We start from the raw sequence: 21,821 nt of genomic DNA, 5'->3' as shown, positions 1-21,821 counted from the left end.
ACCATGAGTTTAAGACCCTGGCGCGAGATAGCGCGCCCCCATAAAGACGTATTGGAAGGCACCTTCAAGCAGTCGGAATTTGCCGCCGATATCACCCAGGTCGCCACCGGCAAGGCCCCGGAGGAATATCAGGATGCGGAGAAGTTCTTTGCCCGTACCTTTATTACCGAAGGCATGCGCCTGCTGCTGATTTCCGTGGCCCAGCGCCTGGCCGGCATGGGCGGTGATCCGGTTATCCAGCTGCAAACCGCCTTTGGGGGCGGTAAAACCCACACCATGTTAACGGTATATCACCTGGCCGCACGCCAGGTCAGCACCGACAAACTGCAAGGTATACCGCCCATCCTGGATGAAGCCCGGATCAGCGACTTGCCCAATGCCCATATTGCGGTGCTGGACGGCATCAATCTGTCGGTCAGTGAAGGCAAGCCCCATGGCAGCATTACCGCCAATACCCTGTGGGGAGAAATGGCCTGGCAGTTACTGGGGGAGGAGGGCCATCAGATCGTCGCTGCCAGCGATAGAGACGGTACCGCACCGGGCAAGGATACCCTGATAACACTGCTGAACAAGGCTGCACCCTGTGTGATCTTGATCGATGAGTTGCAAAAATTCTTCAGCGATCTCACCCCGGGCAAGCAGCTTAATGCGGGCAGCTACGAGAGTAACCTAAAGTTTATTCAGGCCCTGACCGAAGCGCTGAAAGCGGTACCCAATGCCATCCTGCTGGCGTCGTTGCCGGAGTCGGAAACCGAAGCAGGGGATTCCTTCGGCCAAAAAACCCTGGTAGCGCTGGAAAAGCATTTTGGCCGGGTCGAATCGGTATGGAAACCGGTAGCCACCGAAGAAGCCTTTGAAATAGTGCGCCGTCGGCTGTTTGAATATGCCGGTGAGCAGGCGCTGATTGAAGGCACCTGCCGCCAGTTTGCCGATTTTTATCGTCAGCAGGCCAGCGCCTTTCCGCTGGAAACCCAGTCCAACCAGTATTTCGAGCGGATGTGCAGCTCTTATCCCATTCATCCGGAAATTTTCGATCGTCTGTACGAGGACTGGTCCACCCTGGACAAGTTTCAACGCACCCGTGGCGTGCTTCAGTATATGGCGGTGATTATCCACCGGCTGTGGAATGACAATAATCAGGATGCCCTGATCATGCCGGGCTCGATTCCGCTCGATGACAGCGTGGTGCGTAATAAAAGTATCCATTACCTGTCCCAGGGCTGGGAGCCGGTGATGGAGCGGGAAGTGGACGGCGACCGTTCCGAGCCACACCGTATTGACGGTGACGATACCCGTTTTGGCGGGGTACAGGCGGCGCAACGGGTGATGCGTACCGTATTTCTGGGCAGCGCTCCTTCGGGCAAGGACCAGGTCATCAAGGGCATAGATCTGGAGCGAATTCTGCTGGGTACCGTCCACCCCGGTCAGACCATCGGCGTATTCGAAGACGTGCTCAAGCGGCTGCGGGACAGGCTGCATTACCTTTATTCGGATCAGGAGCGGTTCTGGCTGGACACCAAACCGAACCTGCGTCGGGAAATGGAAAGCCGCAAGCTGAATATCGACAAGGCGGACTTGCAAGATGAGCTGAAACGCCGGGTAACGGGGCTCTTTGGCCGGAGCCATATCTTTGGCGGTATCCATGTCTTTACCCTGTCTGCCGATGTGCCCGATGAATACGGCAACGGACCACGGTTGGTGGTATTGCCGCCGACCGATGCCTATAGCCGCGCCGATACCGGTTCGGCGGTGAATGCGGCCGAGAAAATACTTCAGCACCGTGGCGAGCAGCCCCGCCAAAAACGCAATCGCCTGATCTTCCTGGCGCCCGATGCCGATGTGGTGAGCAGGTTGCGGGAGGCAGGTAAATCCTATCTGGCCTGGCGGGAAATCGTCAAGGACATCGACGAAGGCAAGCTCAACCTGGATCTGTTTCAGGCCAACCTGGCCAGAAAAAACAGCAGTGGTGCCGAGCGCAGCCTGCAACAGGTGGTGCGTGAAGCCTACAAGTGGCTGCTGTGCCCTCAGCAGTTCCGTGCCACCGACCAGAAGCTGGACTGGGAAGCTGTGGTGTTATCCACCAATGCCAGCAATCTGGTGCAGGAAATAGAAAACAAGCTTCGGGAAGAAGAATGGGTGGTATTTGAATGGTCGCCCATTCACCTGCGCAACCTGCTGAATCAGTGGTATTTCAAGGATGGCGCCTTGGATGTTAATGCACTCAGGGTCTACCAGGATAGCTGCCATTATCTGTATTTACCGCGCCTGGTTAACGACACCGTGTTCCGTGACGCCCTGTTGCATGGACTGGATAGCCAGGACTTCTTCGGGTTTGCCGCTGGTCGAGATGGGGATCGCTACCTCGGTTTCCGTTTTGGCAATGGCGGCCCGATTACCCTGGATAACGATAGTGTGCTGATTGCGCGGGATGAAGCCGAAAGCTACATCGAACGAACAAAGCCTGCACCTCAGCCGGTAGTAATAACGGCAGGGGAAGGGGAAGCACATCAGTCTGCGCCGACAGGATCTGTGGTGGGCGAGGCGGGGAATCATGCCTCTACTGCGGTAGAGACAAGAGCCGTCTCCTCAAATGGAAATACGGCGCAGGTGACACTGGAGCAGGTGCAAACCGCAGCCAAAAAGCAGTTCTATGGCACCATCAACCTTGATCCGGTGAAAGCCAAAATGGAATTCGCCAACATCGTCGATGAAATCGTGCAGCAGTTCACCGCCAAACTGGGCGTTGATGTCTCGATCTCCGTTGAAATACAGGCATCTGTCTCCGATGGCTTCGATGAGTCTTTGCAGCGCACCATCAAGGAAAACTGTAGCGTGCTGAAGTTTTCAAACTCCGAGTTTGAAGGCGGGTAAATGAATAAACAGTATGGCCGAGCTGAATTTTCATCGGCCATACTTTTTCAGCAGATCAAATTAATGAATGATGAGGGAAGCATCATGATACGAAAAATTGCCATGGCGTCTATTGCACTGATTTTTTCTATGTCCGTCTACTCGTCAACCGAATATGATACGAAAATAGAAACGTTTCTAGACCAGAGAGGTGTTGCAATTTATTCGAAACTCAAGCCAGTAGGAGAATATCTATCTGCCGATGAAAAGCCGATAAAATTCACCACCATCAACTCCAATCAGGTTGGTAGCCTTGAAGGGGCAGATGGAGTCCAAGTGTCAATTCACAGATCAAAGCATAGTGATATCGCATTAGGAAGTTACATTGACAAAGATGAGTTACCCGGCTTGATATCCAATCTTCGTAAAATATGGAATCACACATCATCAATATCTGAAGGTGAATATAGCACATTAACTTTACAAACAAGGTCTGGGGTATCTTTTATATTATTTGAATTATCCGAGGATCAGACTAAAGAGATCGATGTAAAGCGATTTATGTTTGTTGCAACGGCAGAAGCAGCCGATGAGTTCGAAAAGCTTACCGATCCTAGCAAATTCGATGATATTGATGGGCTTGCTATATTACCCATGGAAGGACTTAAAGATATCATTTCCATTCTAGAAAAAGCATCTTAGTAATATTATCAATGGTTTACCTAGGTATACTAGCGTGTGCCTAACACATGAACAAGGAGGCTCCTATGAGCGGCTCAATTAGATTACCCCACACCTGTCCTAAATGTGAAAAGACCGTGGCTAAAACTCATCAGGAGCTAGAGGCCTTGTTTGGCTTTCGAACACTTCCTAGTGGAATCAGTAACCAAAGCTGGTGCAAAAAATGTAGATCACAATGAAATAAGCCATAATAACAATGGGGATATTGATATGTCTGGTTCATTCCGTGTATACAAACATATGTGGATCGAAAGAAAATTATCTGACTTTGAACTTCAGGGATTATGCGGTGCTCTGGTTCATGACACACCTTTTGATCATTCTCTTAAACCTGGCCAGTTCGTCAAGCCCTTGCCTGAAAAACGATTCAAACTGAATCGCGCTCCACAGGAGCCAGTGGTTAAACTCGGCAAGAAAGAACATATTGACAAGTTCTTCCTGACCGGAAAACTGCAACTGGGGTCATTTGCTTACTACAATGATTTTGACCACCCAGAGATAGGTGATGTGGAAGAGGGGGCGGTTACATTGGTGGCCAAGACACCTTTTGGTGTTATGGCAGGAAAATATGGCTCAGGCTATAACCATCGTATGTTCTGTACCTATGTCGGACACCTTGACCAGACAACCATGAAGAAATTCGGCTACGACAGCGGGTTTATCGTCACAGATCCCGCAGGGTTTGCCCAAGCCATTGCAAGCGCAATCAGCGCCTCAACTTTCACATATGGGCAGTGCCTGTATCATCCTCACAAAGCCGTTCTCGGTTTTCCTGGGCATGATGTGGACCGACATCAGTTATCCCATAGAACAGGGCAGATGGTGAAGGCGGGCAAACACTTCATCAAACCGATGCGCTATTCACACCAAAGAGAGTTCAGATTTCTCTGGGAGATGCCTCAGGACGTGTCGGGCGCTGAAATCGTTGATTGCAGTGCAGCCAGGCAGTACTGCAATCAGCTTTAGGATGACGAGCATGCGAGCCATCTTTATCGCCGTACTATTCGTTATCTTATCCGGCTGTGTTTCAACTCATATGAAGCAGTATATAGGCAGAGATATTCGGGAGGTAATCCTCGATGATGGCCCGCCCGTTAACGCAATGGATATGGGCAATGGAGTCAGAGCCTTCCAGTTCAGAATAGGCGGGGGCACATACCGCCTTCCAAGCACCACCACAACAAGTGGCACGCTTACTGGCTATGGCAATAGCAGGGCTGACGCATGATCACTTTTCGAACAACCTGATCAAGCATCGATCAGTCCAACAGCAAGATGAGCGGTTAGGCTTGTCTCCTTCGCCACAAGAGAGTAAATAGTGGCGATCTTGACCAACCGTGCTTCATTATGGCCCAAAAACCTTTGCTCGATTACCTCGAAACGCTCCCAGATCCGCGCCTACCGGCGAAGTGCTCGCATGTTTTATCAGAGGTCGTGTTCATGGCCACCTGCGCCATGATGTGCGGCTTCGATACCTGGAGTGAGATCACCCTGTTTGCCAAGGAGCGGGAGCAATGGTTCCGACGATGGCTGTCACTGCCTGGCGGCGTCCCTTCGCACGACACCTTCAACCGGGTCTTTGCTCTCCTGCCGCCAGATAGCCTGAAATCCCTTTTCCAGGAGTGGGTTAGCGACATTCTGGAGAACGAAACGCTATCAGGGCAGCTCGCCATTGATGGCAAGGCCCTGCGTGCCACCGCCAAGGGCAAAGGGGCCAAGCCGGTGCACATGGTCAACGCCTGGTCAACCGAGCTGGGCCTGTGTATCGGCCAGCAAAAGGTGGCTCAGAAGTCGAACGAAATCACCGCCATCCCGGCCCTGCTCCAAGCGCTTGAACTCGAAGGCTGCCTGGTCAGTATCGATGCGGCCGGTACTCAAGTGAACATTGCGGACACCATCATCAAAAAGGGAGCCGATTACCTGCTGGCGGTAAAAGACAATCAACCCACGCTCAGCGCCGAGGTTCAGGCCCGGTTTCAAGCCTACTGGGACACGACCGCCGTGGATATTCCTGGCCCTGAATTCAGTGAGCAGTTCGATGCGCAACATGGCCGTAAAGAACATCGCCGATGCTGGGCGATTGCCGTCGATGAACACGTGCCGATATGCCAAACGTGGAAAGCCAAGACCCTGATTGCCGTGCAAGCCGAGCGCATAGAGAATGGAAAAGGCCATGATTTTGTTCGCTTTTATATCAGCAGCCGAGCACTGGATGCCAGCGCGGCACTGAAGGCCACTCGCTCGCATTGGTCGGTGGAAAACCTGCTGCACTGGACGCTGGATATCGCCTTTAACGAAGACCAACTTCAAGCCAGAGCTGGCCACGCAGGTGAAAACCTGGCGGTGATCAGACAATGGATCCTGAACATGTTGAAACGTAACACGTCACGTAAACTGAGCATGGCGAACAAACGAAAACTCTGTTGTTTGAATGACGATTATTTATTCGAATCAATGAGCATGTTCAAATTATGAACGCTGATGCGTCAGCCCTGATGGCAATAGCGCTTGGTTGAATGCGACTTCAATCACAACGGGTGGTGGTACTTACCATAGCGAAGGCTGCCTGGTGAGTTACATGACAACATGGAATCAATCTCGTCAAACATGGATTGTGAATGGTATTCGATACCCCAAAGGACTGGTTTGCTAACTGCTGCCAGTGAACCCAAGGGCAGGGGATTGATAAAAATACAAGACTTGGTCTCGGCTGTGTTGGTATCCATCAAATGGCGATACAGGTGTTTCTCTTGGAGCAAGACTGCGGCCAAGAGAGAGTTTATGGTAAATACAAACTCTGTAATGTGTGCTATCACCAGCCAGGGCAACGCTCAATAGCTGACTTGCTGTGCATAACAATAATGTTGAAAGCGGTTAATAAAAAGAAATCCGAGATGGCGCTTTCAGCTCCATTTACCATGATGGTGCAAGCCAGCGCTCAGATGAGCAAGACCTTTGGCGCAATGACCGCTCAGGTGACGCGCCATCTAGAGGCAGGTTAATCATCGGTGTCTCGGTAAGTGAATGCATGGCAGACATACCGGCTGCATAGACCCGGAAGATGTTGCCAGCCGAAACAGACAGACCAGTACAACAGGCCTAGCTCTGAACGCGCTTGATGGTTAACGGTAGCGGATGGCGCCAGTGCAAATCGCAACAGACTGATCTGAATCTCAGACTGAGCGCCATCGCCCAGGAGCAAACCAGACAGTGAGCCGTGCCGGTCGAGCATCAGCATGGCCGGATGCTGTCAGTCACACGGTGCTGACATGAACCAGGGAGCGCAGGCGATGGCGGTTAAGGCATGAAACAACCATGCGCGCACGTCGCCATGTCGGGACGGTACAGAAAACCGAAATGCCTGGAGGAAATTGTTAAAAACCGCTGTAAATTTATTAGTCTTTTCATATAAGCATCTGAAAATTAAGAGTTTCACGGTGGTGGAAAAATCCCATTTGAAACTGGAACTCACACACAGGCGGGTAGCAATCCTGAAACTCATAAACTGTATTTAACATAATATACATTATGCGAAGTCATGTATCTTGCCTTCAGCCTCTGGTATCAAGCCGGTCCAGTCGTTTACCGGCGGCGCTTTCATGGCGTTCGACCTTGCCGGTGTGCAGATACTGCGAGGTGGTGTCTATGCTGTCGTGGCCGGCGTCGGCCTGCACATGAGACAGCGGCCGGCCGTTGTAATTGATGTCGTGGGTAATGCCGGTGTGACGAATGCTGTGCACGGTCAGGCTCTGCATCTCGCTGGCATCCTGTTCGAAACCGTCCCGGGCGGCGGCATCGGCCGCGGCGGCCATCAGTTCGTTGAGCAGGTCACGCAGTTGGCGTATGCCGAGGTTGGCATTAAGCAGGCCCTGATCCCGCCCCCGGCCGGCGGCCTTGTGGCGCACAAACAACGGCGTGGCGTCGTTGGGTGCCGGCAAGGGTGACAGCTTGAGGTAATGGCGATAACGCTGTAATGCTTCGAGCAGTTCGCGGGACACGGCCACGGCGCGCTTTTTGCCACCTTTGCTGACCGGAATATGAAAGCTCCAGATGCCGGTGTGACCGTCGCGGCGAAACTGGCTCATCACCGGTGAAAAACCGGGTCGGGCTGCGACTTCCGAGATGCGCAGGTAGCAGCCGTACATCAGGGAGATCAAAAACAGGGTACGTTGGTGTCGTTCGGGCTCTTTTTCTGCCAGAAGACGGGCGGTCTTCATCACATAGGACCATTGCAAGTCGCTGAATACCCGTACTTCGTCTTCTTCGCCGAGACCGGCAACCACCACGGGACTGGAGCCAAAACGGCTGTGGCGCATCCACATGACCGCCGGGTTGCGCTCGGTCACTTCTTCGTTGATCAGATAACCATAGAAGGAAGACAGTATGGCCATCTTGGTTTTCAGCGCCTTGTCGCTCAGCCGGTATGGCTGTTCGATACCCTCGATTTTCTTGCCCAGAAACGGGCGCCATTGCGGGTTGGGCTGACGTTCGCCCCAGTCCTTGTTCAGTACAAACTGGGCGACGTTACGGTAGGCAATCAATGCCTTCGGTGGTGCCAGGCAATACTCTACGTAACGGTTGATGCCGCGGCGGTTCAACGCTATGGGTGACACCTGCTCGGCATCGAAACACCAGTGCAGAAAGGTGGTGAGCTCGCTGCGGTAAGTCTTGTAATTGTTCTCGTTGAACCGGCTTTCGAGCAGCCAGTCCATGGCATGTTCATAGAGAAAGGCGGCATCGGGTACCGCGTTAAGCGTGACATCGGCAATATGCTGGTTAACGACGCTGTTACCCTCTTCCAGGTACTGGGGAGCATCAAACAGCGGTAATACGGGGGTGATCATAGGGCTGCTTTTTTCTGACATTAACTGTATGAATAAACAGTGTAACCTATTCATAAACACTAATGCCGATAAATACGATTATCGGCATTATCCGGTGCTGAAATGCTCAATTAATCACTGTTCTTCCTCACTACTTCACTACTTCACTACTTCACTGCTTTACTTCAAACAAAAACTTCAGCTGCTGTGGTTCGCCGTTGTGTTCTATGTCCAGTACCCAGGCCCACACCATGCTGCGCTCGGTACAGGCGCCTACCAATGCCTGCCCCTGCCAGTGGCCCGGCGTACTTTCGCTGATCAGGGCCGGCAGCGTGCCCATGTACATGGTTTCTCCCTCCAGCCGGCTGCGGATGACTTTTACCGCGGGATCGGAAAACGTCAGTGTCAGCTGAAACGGTGACTCCGGCTGCAGCCTGTCGGCCTGCAATCGCGCTTCGGCCCACCACTCCCCCCGCTGTACCCGACATTTCTTGTGAGATATGTCGCAAAATACGGTGTTTTCTTGCTCCAATGCCGTGTCCTCACTGACGTCGATATAGGTTCGGAGCCAGAAAGCGGTCGATAAAATCCCCAGTACCAGCATAATTTGCACCAGTTTGGGGCCGGTCAGTCGATCTCTCATGTCAATTTATTTCCTGTATTTCATGCCATTCACTCCCCTGCTCAATCTTGAACAAGCGAGTTTCTTATGCCTAATTTGGGGGGGTAAGTGGTAATCATATTACTGTTTATACTGTTATTTTTGCAGCCACTCATTTATCATCACCGCGGTGACTTCAGCGTTACTCGATCTTCTTTGTTAACATAGAGTTAACAAAGCCGTTCGGGTACCTGATAGCAGCAACGAAAAACGGTGTCTTCAATCCTTCCGACGTGAGCACCCCTGTGTGAGCGCAAACCTGAATAACAGCAGTGGAAGCGGAACTATAACGATGAGTCAAACTAATAATCAACCAAACTACAACTATACTGTAGTTCGCCAGTTTACGGTCATGACCGTAGTCTGGGGTATTGTCGGTATGTCGTTGGGTGTGCTGATCGCAGCACAGCTTATCTGGCCTGCCCTCAACTTCGAAACGCCCTGGTTAACCTATAGCCGATTGCGTCCCTTGCACACCAACGCGGTTATTTTTGCGTTTGGATGTAGCGCCCTGATGGCGACCTCCTTCTATGTGGTGCAGCGTACCTGTCAGGTTCGCCTCTTTGGCGGTCCGCTGGCAGCGTTCGTGTTCTGGGGCTGGCAAGCCATTATTCTGGCGGCGATCATCACCCTGCCCCAGGGGTATACCTCCTCCAAGGAATATGCCGAGCTGGAATGGCCGATCGATGTCGCCATTGCCATCGTATGGATATCTTACGCTGTGGTGTTCTTTGGAACTCTGTACAAGCGTACCACCTCCCATATCTACGTGGCGAACTGGTTCTACGGTGCCTTTATTCTGACCATTGCCATACTGCATATCGTCAACAGCATGGCGGTACCGCTGACCGGCATGAAGTCCTACTCCATGTATGCCGGTGCGGCCGATGCCATGATCCAGTGGTGGTATGGTCATAACGCGGTAGGCTTCCTGCTGACGGCCGGCTTCCTGGGCATGATGTACTACTTCGTGCCCAAGCAGGCGGGCCGTCCTGTGTATTCCTACCGTTTGTCCATCGTGCACTTCTGGGCGCTGATCACCCTGTATATCTGGGCCGGCTCGCACCACCTGCACTATACCGCCCTGCCCGACTGGGCCCAGTCGCTGGGGATGGTGATGTCACTGATCCTGTTCGTGCCCTCCTGGGGCGGCATGATCAACGGTATCATGACCCTGTCCGGTGCCTGGCACAAACTGCGTTATGACCCCATACTGCGCTTCCTGATCGTGTCCCTGTCGTTCTACGGCATGTCCACCTTCGAAGGCCCCATGATGGCGATCAAGACCGTCAACGCCCTGTCCCACTACACCGACTGGACCGTGGGTCACGTGCACTCCGGCGCCCTGGGCTGGGTTGCCATGATCTCTATCGGTGCCGTGTATCATTTGATCCCCAATCTGTTCGGTCAGCAGCGTATGTACAGCATGAAGCTGATCAACACGCATTTCTGGCTGGCGACCATAGGTACCGTGCTTTACATCGTGGCCATGTGGATCAGCGGTGTGATGCAGGGCCTGATGTGGCGTGCAGTGAACGACGACGGCACCCTGACTTACAGCTTTGTTGAAAGTCTGCAGGCCTCGTACCCGTTCTACTTCGTGCGTTTCATCGGCGGCTGCTTCTTCCTGACCGGCATGTTGCTGATGGCTTACAACGCCTATCGCACCATTCAGGCGCCGAAAGGCTCCCTGCAAGCCATTCCCCAACCGGCATAAGGAGACGTGTGAATGAAGAACCCAAAAAATCGTCACGAGTTGGTTGAAACCAAGACTACCTGGTTGGTGGTGCTCACCGTGATCGCCATCAGCTTCGGTGGTCTGGTCGAAATAGTGCCGCTGTTTTTCCAGCAGCAGACCAATGAGCCGGTTGAAGGCCTGCGTCCTTATACCGCGCTGGAAATGGAAGGTCGTGATATCTATATCCGCGACGGATGTCATGTGTGTCACAGCCAGATGATCCGCCCCTTCCGTGCCGAGACCGAACGCTACGGTAACTATTCCGTTGCCGGTGAAAGTGTATGGGAGCACCCTTTCCTGTGGGGCTCCAAGCGTACCGGCCCCGATCTGGCGCGCGTGGGTGGTCGTTACTCCGACGAGTGGCACCGGGTGCACCTGATCAACCCGCGTGATGTGGTGCCCGAGTCGAACATGCCTGCCTTCCCCTGGTTGGAAACCAACGTACTGGATGGCAAGCATACGGCGGCCAAGTTGAGCCTGTTCCGGGATAGCTTCGGCGTTCCCTATACCGACGCCGACATTGCCGGTGCCGAGGCTGCCGTTAAGGGTAAAACCGAAATGGATGCCATCATCGCCTATCTGCAGTCTTTGGGCCACGCCCTTAAATAACCGGAGTCGATTATGGATTTCAGTACCCTGGAAGCGCTCAAGCCAACACTGATCAGTTATCAGACGCTGTTGTTACTGGTGATGTTTATCGGTCTGGTCCGGTGGGCCTACGGTAAAAGACGCAAAGACAAGTTCGATGCGATAGCCAACTCGATTTTTGATGAAGACGAGGCGAACGGAACCTCCCGGGGTACTGAGCAGGATCGCGCAGGAGCTAATAAAAAATGAGTACTTTTCTAAGTGTTTTTGTAACCGTGATCAGCCTGGGGACCATTTTTGGTTGTCTGGCCCTGCTGATCTGGTGTTCCCGGGACAAAATGGGGATGGAAGAAGGCGCGCCCACCGGTCATACCTACGATGGTATTACCGAACTGAACAACCCGCTGCCCAAGTGGTGGAGCTACCTGTTTGTGTTCATGGTGGTGTTCTCGCTCTTCTATCTGGCGCTGTATCCGGGTCTGGGTAACTTCAAGGGCCTGCTGGGTTGGCAGAGTTCCAACCAGAATGTGCGTTCGCTGGAGGAATATCATGCCGCGTCGGCCGACGCGCGTGAGCAGGGCAAGCTGGTGCAGTACGAGCGGGAAATGGTCAAGGCCGATGAAGTCTTCGGTGCCAAGTTCCGTGAGCTGACCTACGAGGCCGATGGCCAGAGCTATCGCGCCATTGCCGACCTTGCGCTCGACGAAAACGCCACCAAGGTGGGTCAGCGGCTGTTTCTGCAGAACTGTGCCCAGTGTCATGGTTCCGATGCCCGTGGTGCCCGCGGCTTCCCCAACCTGACCGATGCCGACTGGCTGTACGGTGGCACACCCGAGCAAATCAAGGCCAGCATCATGCACGGTCGCACCGGTGCCATGCCGGCCTGGGGAGACAGCCTCGGTGAGGACGGCGTGCGAGAAGTGACCTCCTATGTGCTGAGCCTGTCCGGCCGTAAGGTCGATGCGGTAGAAGCCCAGAAGGGGCAGGCCCGCTTCGCCGTATGTGCCGCCTGTCATGGTATGGACGCCAAGGGTAACCCGGCCTTGGGTGCGCCCAACCTGACCGACGGCATCTGGCTCTATGGCGGTTCTCGTGCCGCGGTGGAAGACAGCATCCGCAACGGTCGTGCCGGCGTTATGCCGGCCTGGCAAGACATTCTGGGTGAAGACAAGGTACATCTGCTCGCCTCTTATGTTTACAGCCTGAACAACAGTAAATAAGGCCCACCGGGCTTTGGTGAAAAAGCCCCGCTGGTCGGGGCTTTTTTTGTTATATTAGACGCCGCTTTTTTGTCGTAGGAATTGGTTATGCAACGTCCCTGGTATCAGCAGTTCTGGCCCTGGTTTCTTATCGTGTTGCCCTTGTGTGCGGTCGCGGCCAGCCTTTATACCTTTCACCTGGCCAGCTCCGGGGCCGACAGCATGGTGGTCGATGACTACTACAAAAAAGGCCGGGCCATCAACCAGGATCTCAGCGAGCTGAAAACCGCCGCCGAGCTGGGGCTGGTCGCCGAGCTGCGCTATCAGGACGATCAAATCGTACTCGAGATAGCAGGCCGACATAATAATGGTGAAGCGGTACGGCTGTACTTCACCCACCCTACGCTCGCCAAGCAGGATCAACAGATGCTGATGACCAGCGACGCCGGCGGTGTGTATCGCGAGCGGCTGGAACAACCCCTGATGAAGGGCCAGTGGAACCTGCAGATTGAGGCCTTCGATGGCCATTGGCGCATGCAAAAACGCATCAGCCTGCCGATAGCCGATCGGCTGATTATTCGCGCCGGCAGCTGATCGTGGCTGGCTGTTTTCATTGCGGTGAAGCCCTCCCCACCGGCAGCACACATCAATTGAAGTTGGAGGGCGTTATTCAGCCCTTCTGCTGCCCCGGCTGTCTGGCGGTGGCCGAGACCATTATCGACTGCGGCCTGGGCAGCTACTATCAACATCGCTCCGCGCCGGCCCCCAAGGCCGATGCGGTGCCCGACGAACTGAAGCAGTTGCAACATTACGATCTGGCCGAGATACAGCAGGACTTCGTCAGTGATAAAGACAACCTTAAAGAAGTACAGCTCTCCATTTCCGGCCTGAGTTGTGCCGCCTGTGCCTGGCTGATCGAGCGCCATCTGGCGCGGGTGCCGGGGGTGTCACTGATCCAGGTCAATACCACCACGGAGCGGGCCCGGCTGCGCTGGCAGGACGAACAGGTGCCCCTGAGCCGTCTGCTGGCCGCCTTTGCCGACATCGGCTATCAGGCACGACCCTTTCAGCCCCACCGGCAGGAGCAGGCCTACAATCGGGAAGTGAAGTCCTATCTGCTGCGCATGGGCGTGGCGGGCATCGCCAGCATGCAGGTAATGATGGTGGCCCTGGCCCTGTATGAAGATTTGTTTCCGGGCACCGATGCGGATCTGGTCGAATACTTTCGCTGGATCAGCCTCTGGCTGTCGATCCCTGTGATGAGCTACTCTGCCCTGCCCTTCTATCGAAATGCCTGGCGTGGCCTTAAAAACCGGGCGCTGAACATGGACCTGCCGGTGTCGCTGGCGATGGTGTTTGCCTTTGTCGCCTCCGTCTATGCCACCGTTACCGGGACCGGTGATGTCTATTACGAATGCGTGTCCATGTTCGCCTTTCTGCTGTTGACCGGTCGTTTCCTGGAAATGCGGGCCAAGCGGCGGGCCTCGGAAACCACCGCCAACCTGACCTTGCTGGTGCCCATGCTGGCCCGGGTGGAAACCGAAGCCGGCGAGCAGGACATGGCCGCCAAAACCCTGCAACCGGGTCACATCGTGCTGGTGTCCCCGGGCAGCCAGATCCCGGCCGATGCACAGATACTCGACGGCAGCACCAGCGTGGATGAGTCGATGCTGACCGGTGAGCACCTGCCGGTCACCCGGCATCGGGGCGATACCGTCTTTGCCGGTACCACCAACGTGGAATCGCCGTTGCGGTTGCGGGTGCTGCGCCCCCTGTCCGATGCCCGGGTATCGGAAATTCTGCGCGCCCAGGACGATGCCCTGGCGGAAAAACCCAGGGTGGCCATTCTGGCCGATCAGCTGTCCCGCTACTTTGTGGCGGCGCTGCTGCTGGTGACCCTGGCCACCTATCTGGTATGGCTGCAGCTCGATGCCGACAAGGCGTTCTGGGTCATGCTGTCGGTGCTGGTGGCCACCTGCCCCTGTGCCCTGTCGCTGGCGACCCCCACGGCGCTGACCGTGGCCACCTCGCGCCTGAGTCGCTCCGGCATACTGGTGCGCCGGGCCCATGTGCTGGATACCCTGCCCAGGGTCAACCGCATCGTGTTCGATAAAACCGGTACCCTGACCCGGGGTGAGGTGGCCGTCACCGCCGTGACCCTGCTGGCCGAATGGAGCGAGCCGCAGGTATTGGCCATGGCCGCCGCGCTGGAAGCCCGGTCGGAACACCCCATTGCCCGTGCTTTCCGACCTTATCAGGACGCGCGGTTGCAGGTATCCGAACGAGAAAATCGGGTCGGTCGCGGCGTCAGTGGCCTGCTTGACGGCACCCGCTGGCATCTGGGCAGCGGGGCCTGGCTGGCACCGGATCATCAGGATGCCAGGCTCTGTGTCTATCTGGCCAATGAGCAAGGCCTGGTCGCACGTTTCGAACTGACCGATCCGCTGCGTGAAGAAGCCGACGCCTTGATTCGTGACTGCCGGGATCTGGGTATTGCCACCACCATTCTTACCGGCGACAGCTCCGGTCAGGCCGAGCAGGTTGCCGAGCGGCTTGGTGTCGACACCCTGATCAAGCACGCCAGCCCCGATGACAAACTGGCCTACCTGCGCCGCTGCGATCAGAGCGGTGACATCTGCCTGATGGTCGGCGATGGCATCAACGATGCGCCTGTGCTGGCCGGGGCGCATGTGTCCTTTGCCATGGCCGGCGGCACCGATATCGCCAAGAGCAGTGCCGACGCCATCCTGCTGGCCGATGATCTGCGGCATATTCTGACCGCTCGCCATCTCTCCGCCCGCTGCCGCCGGGTGATCAAACAGAACTTTGGCTGGGCGCTGGGTTATAACCTGGTGATACTGCCGCTGGCGGCCATGGGCCAGGTTTCTCCCTGGTTTGCCATGGTCGGCATGTCGGTCAGCTCCCTGATTGTGATGACCAATTCACTGAGGCTTTCCCGACGATGAACGATGTCGAAATCTGGTACCTGATGATCCCCATCGCCATGGTGTTTGCCGCCATCGCCATCGTCGTTTTCTTCTGGTCGGTAAAAAGCGACCAGTTTGAAGACCTGGATCGACATGGCAGCAATATTCTGTTTGATGACGACGAGGTGGCTCATCAACAGGCGCAACGCCAGGTTCCACAGGACCGGCCGAAGCAAGGCCAAGAGAAGCAGGACGACGACTCACAAGGCGATGCCTCACAAGACAATGCCGCACAAGGCGACTCCTCACAAGATAACGCCAAACAGCAGGACCGCCGTGACCACTCAGCTTGATGCCTGGGCGGCGCTGCTGATTGGCTTCCTGGGGGCCGGTCACTGCATTGCCATGTGCGGCGGTGTGGCGGCGGCCTTTTCCATGGCCATTCCCACGACCCAGCGCCGCTGGCAATGGTGGTATCTGCTCAGTTACAACGCCGGGCGCATTGTCAGTTACAGCCTGGCCGGTGCCCTGGTCGGCGGCGTTTTCGCCAGTCTGGCGGACATCAGCCTGGGCAAACAGGGGCTGGTCTTTTTACGGCTGCTGGCCGGGGTCATGACCATATTGCTCGGGCTCTATCTGGCGCGCTGGTGGTTTCTGTTGTTGCGGCTGGAAAAGCTGGGCAACGGTCTCTGGCGGCACCTCAAACCGCTGGCCGCTCGCTTTGTGCCGTTCCGGCATCCCGTGGCGGCCCTGCCCTTCGGCATGATATGGGGCTGGTTGCCTTGCGGCCTGGTATATTCGGCGCTGACCTGGAGTGCGGTGTCGGGCGGCGCCATGGAAGGTGCCCGGGTGATGGCCTTGTTCGGGCTGGGCACCCTGCCTACCCTGCTGGCTCTGGGCGGACTGGCCGGCCAGCTCAGGCATTGGCTCAATCATCCGGGGTTTCGTCAAAGTTCGGGCATCTTGTTGATTTGTTATGGTTTATTCACGCTCTATCAGGCTTTTTCGCTGCTTTAACACGCTATTCAGCCTCTGGCATCGGTGCTATGATTGTGCTGTGATCTCACGGAAGCAATCGAGTTATGGGAAATATTATAAAAGCCACGAAAACCGCCGCGAGCAGTTCTGCCATTCACTGCCAGGATTGCAGCATCAGCCAGTTATGTATTCCGCTCGGGCTTAACACCGACGAGCTGGACGAGCTGGACAACATCATAGAGCGCAAAAAGCCGATTCAGAAAGGTCAGGAATTGTTCAAGGCCGGCGAAGAGCTAAAGGCGCTGTACGCCATCCGCTCCGGCTCTATCAAGTCTTATACCATTAGCGAGCAGGGCGACGAACAGATCACCGCCTTTCATCTGGCCGGCGATCTCATCGGCTTCGACGCCATCAATAACGGTCACCATCCCTCCTTTGCCCAGGCGCTGGAAACCGCCATGGTCTGCGAGATCCCCTATGAGGTGCTGGACGACTTGTCTGGCAAGCTGCCCCGGTTGCGGCAGCAGATCATGCGCTTGATGAGCAACGAGATCAATGGCGACCAGCAGATGATACTGTTGCTGTCCAGGAAAACCGCGGAAGAGCGACTGGCCTCTTTTCTGCACGGCCTGTCGAACCGTTTTTCCATGCGCGGCTTTTCGGCCCGCGAGTTTCGCCTGACCATGACCCGGGGTGATATCGGCAACTATCTGGGATTGACCGTCGAAACCGTCAGCCGCCTGCTGGGCCGTTTTCAGAAAAACCATCTGATCGAGGTGGATGGCAAGTACATTCGCATCGTGGATCTGCCTGCGCTGGCCCTGTTGGCCGGCACGCCGCCAGCGGTCTGACCAGCATCATTACTTTCATGAAAGGGACGCTTTATGATCAAGTATCAACATATTCTGGTGGTAATGGACCCGGTGGCGGAAACCCAACCGGCCCTGCACCGTGCCGTGTCTGTCGCCGCCCTGCAGGAGCAGGCCGACATTACCCTGTTTCTGCCTATCTATGACTTTTCTTATGAAATGACCTCCATGTTGTCCAGCACCGAGCGGGACGAAATGCGTGAGGGGGTGGTTCAGGGGCGGGAAGAGTGGCTGAAAACCCTGCTGACTCCCTATGAAGACAGCAAGATTAACTTTAATATCAAAGTGGTATGGCACAGCCGTCCGTTCGAAGCCATTATTCAGCAGGTGCAGGATGGCCAGCACGATCTGGTGGTCAAAAGCACCCACAAGCATTCCATGATCCAGTCCTTTATCTTTACCCCCACCGACTGGCATCTGCTGCGCAAGTGCCCCTGCCCGGTGTTACTGATCAAGGAGCGGGACTGGCCCATGGGTGGCAATGTACTGGCGGCCGTCAACTGCTGCAGCGACGACAAGGACCAGGACGCGCTGAATAACAAGGTTATCGCCGAAAGTGCGGAGGTAGCGCGACTGCTGTCGGCCAGCCTGCATCTGGTGAACGCCTATCCCATTACCCCGACCAACATGGCGCTGGAATTGCCCGACTTCGACCCTCATGTCTACAATGCCGCGGTGAAGAAACACCATGAGCGCGCCATGTATGAATATGCGGTGCGTTTCGATCTGGAGTCCAGGGCGCTGCATCTGGAGGAAGGACTGGCAGAAGAGGTGATCCCCCGCTGTGCCGACGACATCAATGCCAGCCTGGTGATCCTGGGCTCGGTCGGCCGTACCGGTCTGTCCGCCGCCCTGCTCGGCAATACCGCCGAGCATGTGATCGACAAGCTCAGCTGTGACGTACTGGTGCTGCGGTCAGACCGGTGATCCCGCCACTGGCGCCTTGCCCTCGGGGCGCCAGTCACTATAATAACCCCAGTTTTTTTGCCGGGGTTACCATGACCGAACACGCCATTTCCGAACACGCCATTGCCAAACAAGCGATTGCCGAACAAGCGATTGCCGAACAAGCGATTGCCGAACAAGCGATTGCCGAACAAGTTAAGTCTGCTCCATCAGTCAAGCAGGCATACAACTTTAACAAGCTGCACAAGCGACTGCGTCGTCATGTGGGTGAAGCCATTGCCGACTTCAACATGATTGAAGACGGCGATAAGGTCATGGTGTGCCTGTCCGGCGGCAAGGACAGTTATGCCATGCTCGATATTCTGCTCAACATGAAAGCCCATGCCCCGATCCATTTCGACATCATAGCGGTGAACCTGGATCAGAAACAGCCGGGCTTTCCCGAGCATGTGCTGCCCGCCTACCTGGATGAGCTGGGGGTGGAATACCGGATAGTGGAAGAAGACACCTATTCCATCGTGATGGACAAGGTGCCGGAAGGAAAAACCACCTGCTCGCTGTGTTCCCGCCTGCGCCGGGGTATTCTGTATCGTACCGCCACCGAGCTGGGCGCGACCAAGATTGCCCTGGGCCACCACAGAGACGACATTCTCGAAACGCTGCTGCTGAACATGTTCTATGGCGGCACCATGAAGTCGATGCCGCCCAAGCTGGTCAGCGATAACGGCAAGCATGTGGTGATCCGTCCGCTGGCGTACTGTAAAGAAAAAGACCTGGTGCGCTTTGCCGAAGCCCGCGAGTTTCCGATCATCCCCTGCAACCTGTGCGGCTCGCAGGAAAACCTGCAGCGTCAGGCGATCAAGAACATGCTGCAAGACTGGGACAAACGCTTTCCCGGCCGCATCGAAAGCATGTTCCGCTCGCTGCAGAACCTGGTGCCGTCTCACCTGCTGGATCATCAGCAGTTCGACTTCAAGAGCATCAACAGCGACTCGGGCGTGATCGACGGCGGCGACATCGGTTTCGACAAGCCGGAGGTGGCGCCACGCTTTATCGATAAAGACGAGGACGATACCGCGCCGGCACCGGGCGAACGGCTCGACATCATCGAAGTGAAGTAACCATCGAATGAAATAACAAAAAAAGGCGCCGAGGCGCCTTTTTTGTTGATCACTTTGTACTGATGGATCTGGCCGCGTTTTATCCTGTCTGGTATCGGTAATTACCGGGTCGGCATTTCATTGATAAGATTTTTGTGCTGCATTTTTGTGAAATGATTCATTTATATTTTGATAGAAGAAGCTGGCTTGCTCATATTGCCGGCCGACTGCCAGGGTCTTCTATCGTCATTCCCGCGAAGGCGGGAATCCAGTGTCTTCTTAAAACCAGGGCGTGATCCGCACTGCCGGCAATGACAGGCTGTGCTCGCCCGCCAGCTCGGCATCGCTCAGCGTTTGTTGTTCCATACCGTTCAGGCGTTGGCCCGGCTCGGCCGGATGCAGCTTTATCCCCTTCAGTTCCGGTACAAAGTATCTCCCGGGCCAGCCGGCCATCTTCTGTAACAGGCGATACATTTCGTCTTCTACCTGGCGCAGTTGCGCCATGGAGACATGGCCGGCGGCCAGATTGGCCTGGATCTGAATGGAGATATCACATTGCCCGGCATCGGTCACCTCGAGTTCGACCAGGGCCTTGTCCAGATGCAATTGTTTATCGTAGGGCAACACAAACTGGCCGTGGGGCAGCACCCTGACGACTCCCTTGAGGCTGTCATCCACCCGAATGATGCCGGATTCTATGTTACAGAGCCCCTGGCCGTCGGTGCGGCTCAGATAAAAGCCGAGCTCGGTGTGCTCGACCCCGGCTTTTTCTACCTTGGCCATGTATTTGTAAAAGCCGCTGTAGCCCAGGTTGAAGGGGATCGCCTGCGCGGTGGCGGCGGTCAGGGCCAGCATGGCAATGATGAAAGAGAGCTTCATGCGTCGAAACGATCCTTGGGACTATTGTCTTTGGAGTTATTTGGGGAGCCATTTAGGGGGCCATTGACAGCAGGGGCTTGCTGATCTTCCGGCATGCCTTCAACGCCGCAGGCTTCTCGGTAGAGAATACCCTTCACCACTATATAAAGGGGGGCGACCCAGACCAGGCCGATGCCGAAGGTCAATACCGCGCCCATGAACAGCAGCATCAGCATCAGATGGATAGACAGCAGCATCAGCCACTGGCGGGCAAAGAGACGCAACGAGGTAATAATGGCCTGTACCGGGCTCAGGCCCTTTTCCAGGATCAACGGAAAGGTGAACATCAAGGCCACGCTCAGGATCAGCGTCGGCAGCATCGACACCATGGGCGGCAGTCCCAGGCTTTGGCCCAGGGGCAGAAACAGGCTGCTGATGATGCCCATGAGCATGCTGGCCAGCGCCAGGGGGAGCAGATAGCGGAAGTAGTCGAAAATCTGATTGGGGCGTATGGGTCTGTCTACGGATCTGTGTACGCCCATCATGTCCAGGCCACCGCTCATCGGGGCCATGATCATGGAAATCAGCAAGCCCAGCAGGCTCAGATTCCATGACGCCTCCTCGCCTTCACCACCGACCGTCATCAATAACTGGTTCAGCAGCAGCCAGCAGCCGACCACACCAACGGTGGCCAGCAATATCGGCATTTTGGCGCCCTGAATACGCTGCCAGGCCTCCTGAAAAATAGCCTTGGGAGTCAGTGTAAAGCCCTGCTCCAGCGACTGTTGCAGCCGGGCAAATCGTGGTTCGTTCATAATACGCTCTCTTACTGGAAGTGGTGCCATTATAACGGAGGAAGAGGCCTGAGGCAGTAGCGCTAAGCCATTATAAAAACAAGGGAATTAAAAAAGGTGAACACCGTGTTCAGCTCAAGCAGCTGCAGCGCAGGCTCGGCATTACCTTCGTGTTCGTGACCCACGATCAGGAGGAAGCCCTGTCCATGTCCGACAGGATAGTGGTGATGCACGGCGGCAAGATAGTGCAGGACGGTACCCCGAGGGAGATTTACGAGTCGCCGGCCAACCTGTTTGTGGCCCGCTTTATCGGTGAGATCAACATCATGGACGGCGAGCTGCTGGCGCGGGCCGAGCCGACCGGCGCCTGGCATGCCCGGGTAGAAGGTCGGGACTGCGTGGTGCACAGCCGGCATCCGTTCAGTACCGGTGACAAGGTGTGCGTGCTGTTGCGTCCGGAAGACGTGCGCATGGCGGTGAGTATCCCCGAAGTCAGCGACACTCACTCCGGCGACACATGCCCCAGCGATACACACTCTCTTGATTCGAATAAAAAAGGCGTGCCGGGCCGCATTGTCGAACGGTTGTACAAGGGCGCGACCCTGGAGTCGCGGGTGGCGCTGCCGTCGGGCCGGCAGATCCTGATCTCCGAGTTTTTCGACGAGGATGATCCGGACTTCGATTATCGTCTGGGACAGCAGGTCAGCGTCAGCTGGGTCGATGGCTGGGAGGTGGTGTTGCCCTATGAACAGCACTGACGGTTTGCGCGAAAAAGGGGCTCCAGACGGG

Annotated in this window: 20 protein-coding genes and 1 pseudogene; 17 read left to right on the top strand and 4 right to left on the bottom strand. The window is 55.5% G+C overall.

What is annotated here, in order from left to right:
* The first annotated feature begins 3 nt into the window (after nt 1-3).
* The 5 genes from HNR62_RS02530 to HNR62_RS02510 all read left to right on the top strand — a co-directional run bounded on the left by HNR62_RS02530 (nt 4) and on the right by HNR62_RS02510 (nt 6,593).
* Nucleotides 4-2,871 (top strand): ATP-binding protein, encoded by a 2,868-nt coding sequence (locus HNR62_RS02530; protein WP_204794524.1) that lies wholly within the window; start codon nt 4-6, stop codon nt 2,869-2,871.
* Nucleotides 2,872-3,552, top strand: coding sequence for a hypothetical protein (locus HNR62_RS02525; protein ID WP_204794523.1), 681 nt, complete (start codon nt 2,872-2,874; stop codon nt 3,550-3,552).
* Nucleotides 3,553-3,702: 150 nt separating this feature from the next.
* Nucleotides 3,703-4,557, top strand: a complete 855-nt coding sequence (locus HNR62_RS02520; RefSeq protein ID WP_204794522.1) for a hypothetical protein — start codon at nt 3,703-3,705, stop codon at nt 4,555-4,557.
* 381 nt (nt 4,558-4,938) lie between these two features.
* Nucleotides 4,939-6,066, top strand: coding sequence for an ISAs1 family transposase (locus HNR62_RS02515; RefSeq protein ID WP_204794521.1), 1,128 nt, complete (start codon nt 4,939-4,941; stop codon nt 6,064-6,066).
* A gap of 275 nt (nt 6,067-6,341) precedes the next feature.
* Nucleotides 6,342-6,593: a hypothetical protein gene (locus HNR62_RS02510; RefSeq protein ID WP_204794520.1), complete on the top strand. Its 252-nt coding sequence runs from the start codon at nt 6,342-6,344 to the stop codon at nt 6,591-6,593.
* Between the two features lie 549 nt (nt 6,594-7,142).
* On the opposite strand, the gene HNR62_RS02505 is transcribed toward HNR62_RS02510, so the two are convergent.
* Both HNR62_RS02505 and HNR62_RS02500 read right to left on the bottom strand, forming a co-directional pair.
* The gene (locus HNR62_RS02505; RefSeq protein WP_204794519.1) at nt 7,143-8,435 is read right to left on the bottom strand and encodes a tyrosine-type recombinase/integrase; all 1,293 of its coding nucleotides are present in this window, start codon (nt 8,433-8,435) and stop codon (nt 7,143-7,145) included.
* 151 nt (nt 8,436-8,586) lie between these two features.
* Nucleotides 8,587-9,057 carry a hypothetical protein gene (locus HNR62_RS02500; protein ID WP_204794518.1) on the bottom strand — a complete coding sequence of 157 codons (471 nt, stop codon included), beginning with the start codon at nt 9,055-9,057 and terminating at the stop codon, nt 8,587-8,589.
* A 310-nt stretch (nt 9,058-9,367) separates the two neighbouring features.
* Here HNR62_RS02500 and ccoN point away from each other — a divergent pair, with 310 nt between their 5' ends.
* The 11 genes from ccoN (at nt 9,368) to ttcA (ending at nt 19,401) form a co-directional block, all read left to right on the top strand.
* Nucleotides 9,368-10,792 carry a cytochrome-c oxidase, cbb3-type subunit I gene (gene ccoN, locus HNR62_RS02495; protein ID WP_204794517.1) on the top strand — a complete coding sequence of 475 codons (1,425 nt, stop codon included), beginning with the start codon at nt 9,368-9,370 and terminating at the stop codon, nt 10,790-10,792.
* Nucleotides 10,793-10,804: 12 nt separating this feature from the next.
* Nucleotides 10,805-11,422: a cytochrome-c oxidase, cbb3-type subunit II gene (ccoO, locus tag HNR62_RS02490; protein WP_204794516.1), complete on the top strand. Its 618-nt coding sequence runs from the start codon at nt 10,805-10,807 to the stop codon at nt 11,420-11,422.
* A 12-nt stretch (nt 11,423-11,434) separates the two neighbouring features.
* Nucleotides 11,435-11,650, top strand: a complete 216-nt coding sequence (locus tag HNR62_RS02485; protein ID WP_204794515.1) for a cbb3-type cytochrome oxidase subunit 3 — start codon at nt 11,435-11,437, stop codon at nt 11,648-11,650.
* Entirely contained in the window at nt 11,647-12,621 is a 975-nt protein-coding gene (gene ccoP / locus HNR62_RS02480; protein ID WP_204794514.1) for a cytochrome-c oxidase, cbb3-type subunit III, read from the top strand. The genes HNR62_RS02485 and ccoP overlap by 4 nt, the downstream gene beginning before the upstream one ends.
* 87 nt (nt 12,622-12,708) lie before the next feature.
* Nucleotides 12,709-13,194 (top strand): FixH family protein, encoded by a 486-nt coding sequence (locus HNR62_RS02475; protein ID WP_204794513.1) that lies wholly within the window; start codon nt 12,709-12,711, stop codon nt 13,192-13,194.
* Between the two features lie 2 nt (nt 13,195-13,196).
* Nucleotides 13,197-15,566 (top strand): heavy metal translocating P-type ATPase metal-binding domain-containing protein, encoded by a 2,370-nt coding sequence (locus HNR62_RS02470; RefSeq protein ID WP_204794512.1) that lies wholly within the window; start codon nt 13,197-13,199, stop codon nt 15,564-15,566.
* Nucleotides 15,563-15,880 (top strand): cbb3-type cytochrome oxidase assembly protein CcoS, encoded by a 318-nt coding sequence (ccoS, locus tag HNR62_RS16425; protein WP_204794511.1) that lies wholly within the window; start codon nt 15,563-15,565, stop codon nt 15,878-15,880. Before HNR62_RS02470 ends, ccoS begins: the two co-directional genes overlap by 4 nt.
* On the top strand, nt 15,864-16,544 hold the full coding sequence (locus tag HNR62_RS02460; RefSeq protein WP_338044066.1) for a sulfite exporter TauE/SafE family protein: 681 nt from the start codon (nt 15,864-15,866) through the stop codon (nt 16,542-16,544). Before ccoS ends, HNR62_RS02460 begins: the two co-directional genes overlap by 17 nt.
* Nucleotides 16,545-16,609: 65 nt before the next feature.
* The gene (locus tag HNR62_RS02455; protein ID WP_204794510.1) at nt 16,610-17,356 is read left to right on the top strand and encodes an FNR family transcription factor; all 747 of its coding nucleotides are present in this window, start codon (nt 16,610-16,612) and stop codon (nt 17,354-17,356) included.
* Between the two features lie 33 nt (nt 17,357-17,389).
* Complete coding sequence (gene uspE, locus HNR62_RS02450; protein ID WP_204794509.1) at nt 17,390-18,301, top strand: universal stress protein UspE; 912 nt, start codon at nt 17,390-17,392, stop codon at nt 18,299-18,301.
* Between the two features lie 71 nt (nt 18,302-18,372).
* On the top strand, nt 18,373-19,401 hold the full coding sequence (gene ttcA, locus HNR62_RS02445; RefSeq protein WP_204794508.1) for a tRNA 2-thiocytidine(32) synthetase TtcA: 1,029 nt from the start codon (nt 18,373-18,375) through the stop codon (nt 19,399-19,401).
* Between the two features lie 258 nt (nt 19,402-19,659).
* Here ttcA and HNR62_RS02440 read toward each other — a convergent pair whose 3' ends face one another.
* Entirely contained in the window at nt 19,660-20,259 is a 600-nt protein-coding gene (locus HNR62_RS02440; RefSeq protein WP_204794507.1) for a DUF2987 domain-containing protein, read from the bottom strand.
* Complete coding sequence (locus tag HNR62_RS02435) at nt 20,256-21,053, bottom strand: DUF2189 domain-containing protein (RefSeq protein ID WP_204794506.1); 798 nt, start codon at nt 21,051-21,053, stop codon at nt 20,256-20,258. Before HNR62_RS02435 ends, HNR62_RS02440 begins: the two co-directional genes overlap by 4 nt.
* Nucleotides 21,054-21,175: 122 nt before the next feature.
* Between HNR62_RS02435 and HNR62_RS02430 the strand changes: the two are divergent.
* Nucleotides 21,176-21,790, top strand: a pseudogene (locus HNR62_RS02430) (TOBE domain-containing protein); the annotation flags it as partial.
* Between the last annotated feature and the right edge of the window lie 31 nt (nt 21,791-21,821).

Source organism: Oceanisphaera litoralis, from assembly GCF_016907015.1.
In the GTDB taxonomy this organism is placed as follows: domain Bacteria; phylum Pseudomonadota; class Gammaproteobacteria; order Enterobacterales; family Aeromonadaceae; genus Oceanimonas; species Oceanimonas litoralis.
This window is presented reverse-complemented; position numbering and strand designations above follow the sequence as displayed.

Bases quoted from the DNA above. Each gene is read 5' to 3' on its own strand.
- ccoN (WP_204794517.1), top strand. From the start codon at position 9,368: ATGAGTCAAACTAATAATCAACCAAACTACAACTATACTGTAGTTCGC.
- ccoP (WP_204794514.1), top strand. From the start codon at position 11,647: ATGAGTACTTTTCTAAGTGTTTTTGTAACCGTGATCAGCCTGGGGACC.
- HNR62_RS02440 (WP_204794507.1), bottom strand. From the start codon at position 20,259: ATGAAGCTCTCTTTCATCATTGCCATGCTGGCCCTGACCGCCGCCACC.
- ccoS (WP_204794511.1), top strand. From the start codon at position 15,563: ATGAACGATGTCGAAATCTGGTACCTGATGATCCCCATCGCCATGGTG.
- HNR62_RS02500 (WP_204794518.1), bottom strand. From the start codon at position 9,057: ATGAGAGATCGACTGACCGGCCCCAAACTGGTGCAAATTATGCTGGTA.
- HNR62_RS02475 (WP_204794513.1), top strand. From the start codon at position 12,709: ATGCAACGTCCCTGGTATCAGCAGTTCTGGCCCTGGTTTCTTATCGTG.
- HNR62_RS02505 (WP_204794519.1), bottom strand. From the start codon at position 8,435: ATGATCACCCCCGTATTACCGCTGTTTGATGCTCCCCAGTACCTGGAA.
- HNR62_RS02455 (WP_204794510.1), top strand. From the start codon at position 16,610: ATGGGAAATATTATAAAAGCCACGAAAACCGCCGCGAGCAGTTCTGCC.
- uspE (WP_204794509.1), top strand. From the start codon at position 17,390: ATGATCAAGTATCAACATATTCTGGTGGTAATGGACCCGGTGGCGGAA.
- ttcA (WP_204794508.1), top strand. From the start codon at position 18,373: ATGACCGAACACGCCATTTCCGAACACGCCATTGCCAAACAAGCGATT.
- ccoO (WP_204794516.1), top strand. From the start codon at position 10,805: ATGAAGAACCCAAAAAATCGTCACGAGTTGGTTGAAACCAAGACTACC.
- HNR62_RS02530 (WP_204794524.1), top strand. From the start codon at position 4: ATGAGTTTAAGACCCTGGCGCGAGATAGCGCGCCCCCATAAAGACGTA.
- HNR62_RS02485 (WP_204794515.1), top strand. From the start codon at position 11,435: ATGGATTTCAGTACCCTGGAAGCGCTCAAGCCAACACTGATCAGTTAT.
- HNR62_RS02435 (WP_204794506.1), bottom strand. From the start codon at position 21,053: ATGAACGAACCACGATTTGCCCGGCTGCAACAGTCGCTGGAGCAGGGC.
- HNR62_RS02525 (WP_204794523.1), top strand. From the start codon at position 2,872: ATGAATAAACAGTATGGCCGAGCTGAATTTTCATCGGCCATACTTTTT.
- HNR62_RS02515 (WP_204794521.1), top strand. From the start codon at position 4,939: ATGGCCCAAAAACCTTTGCTCGATTACCTCGAAACGCTCCCAGATCCG.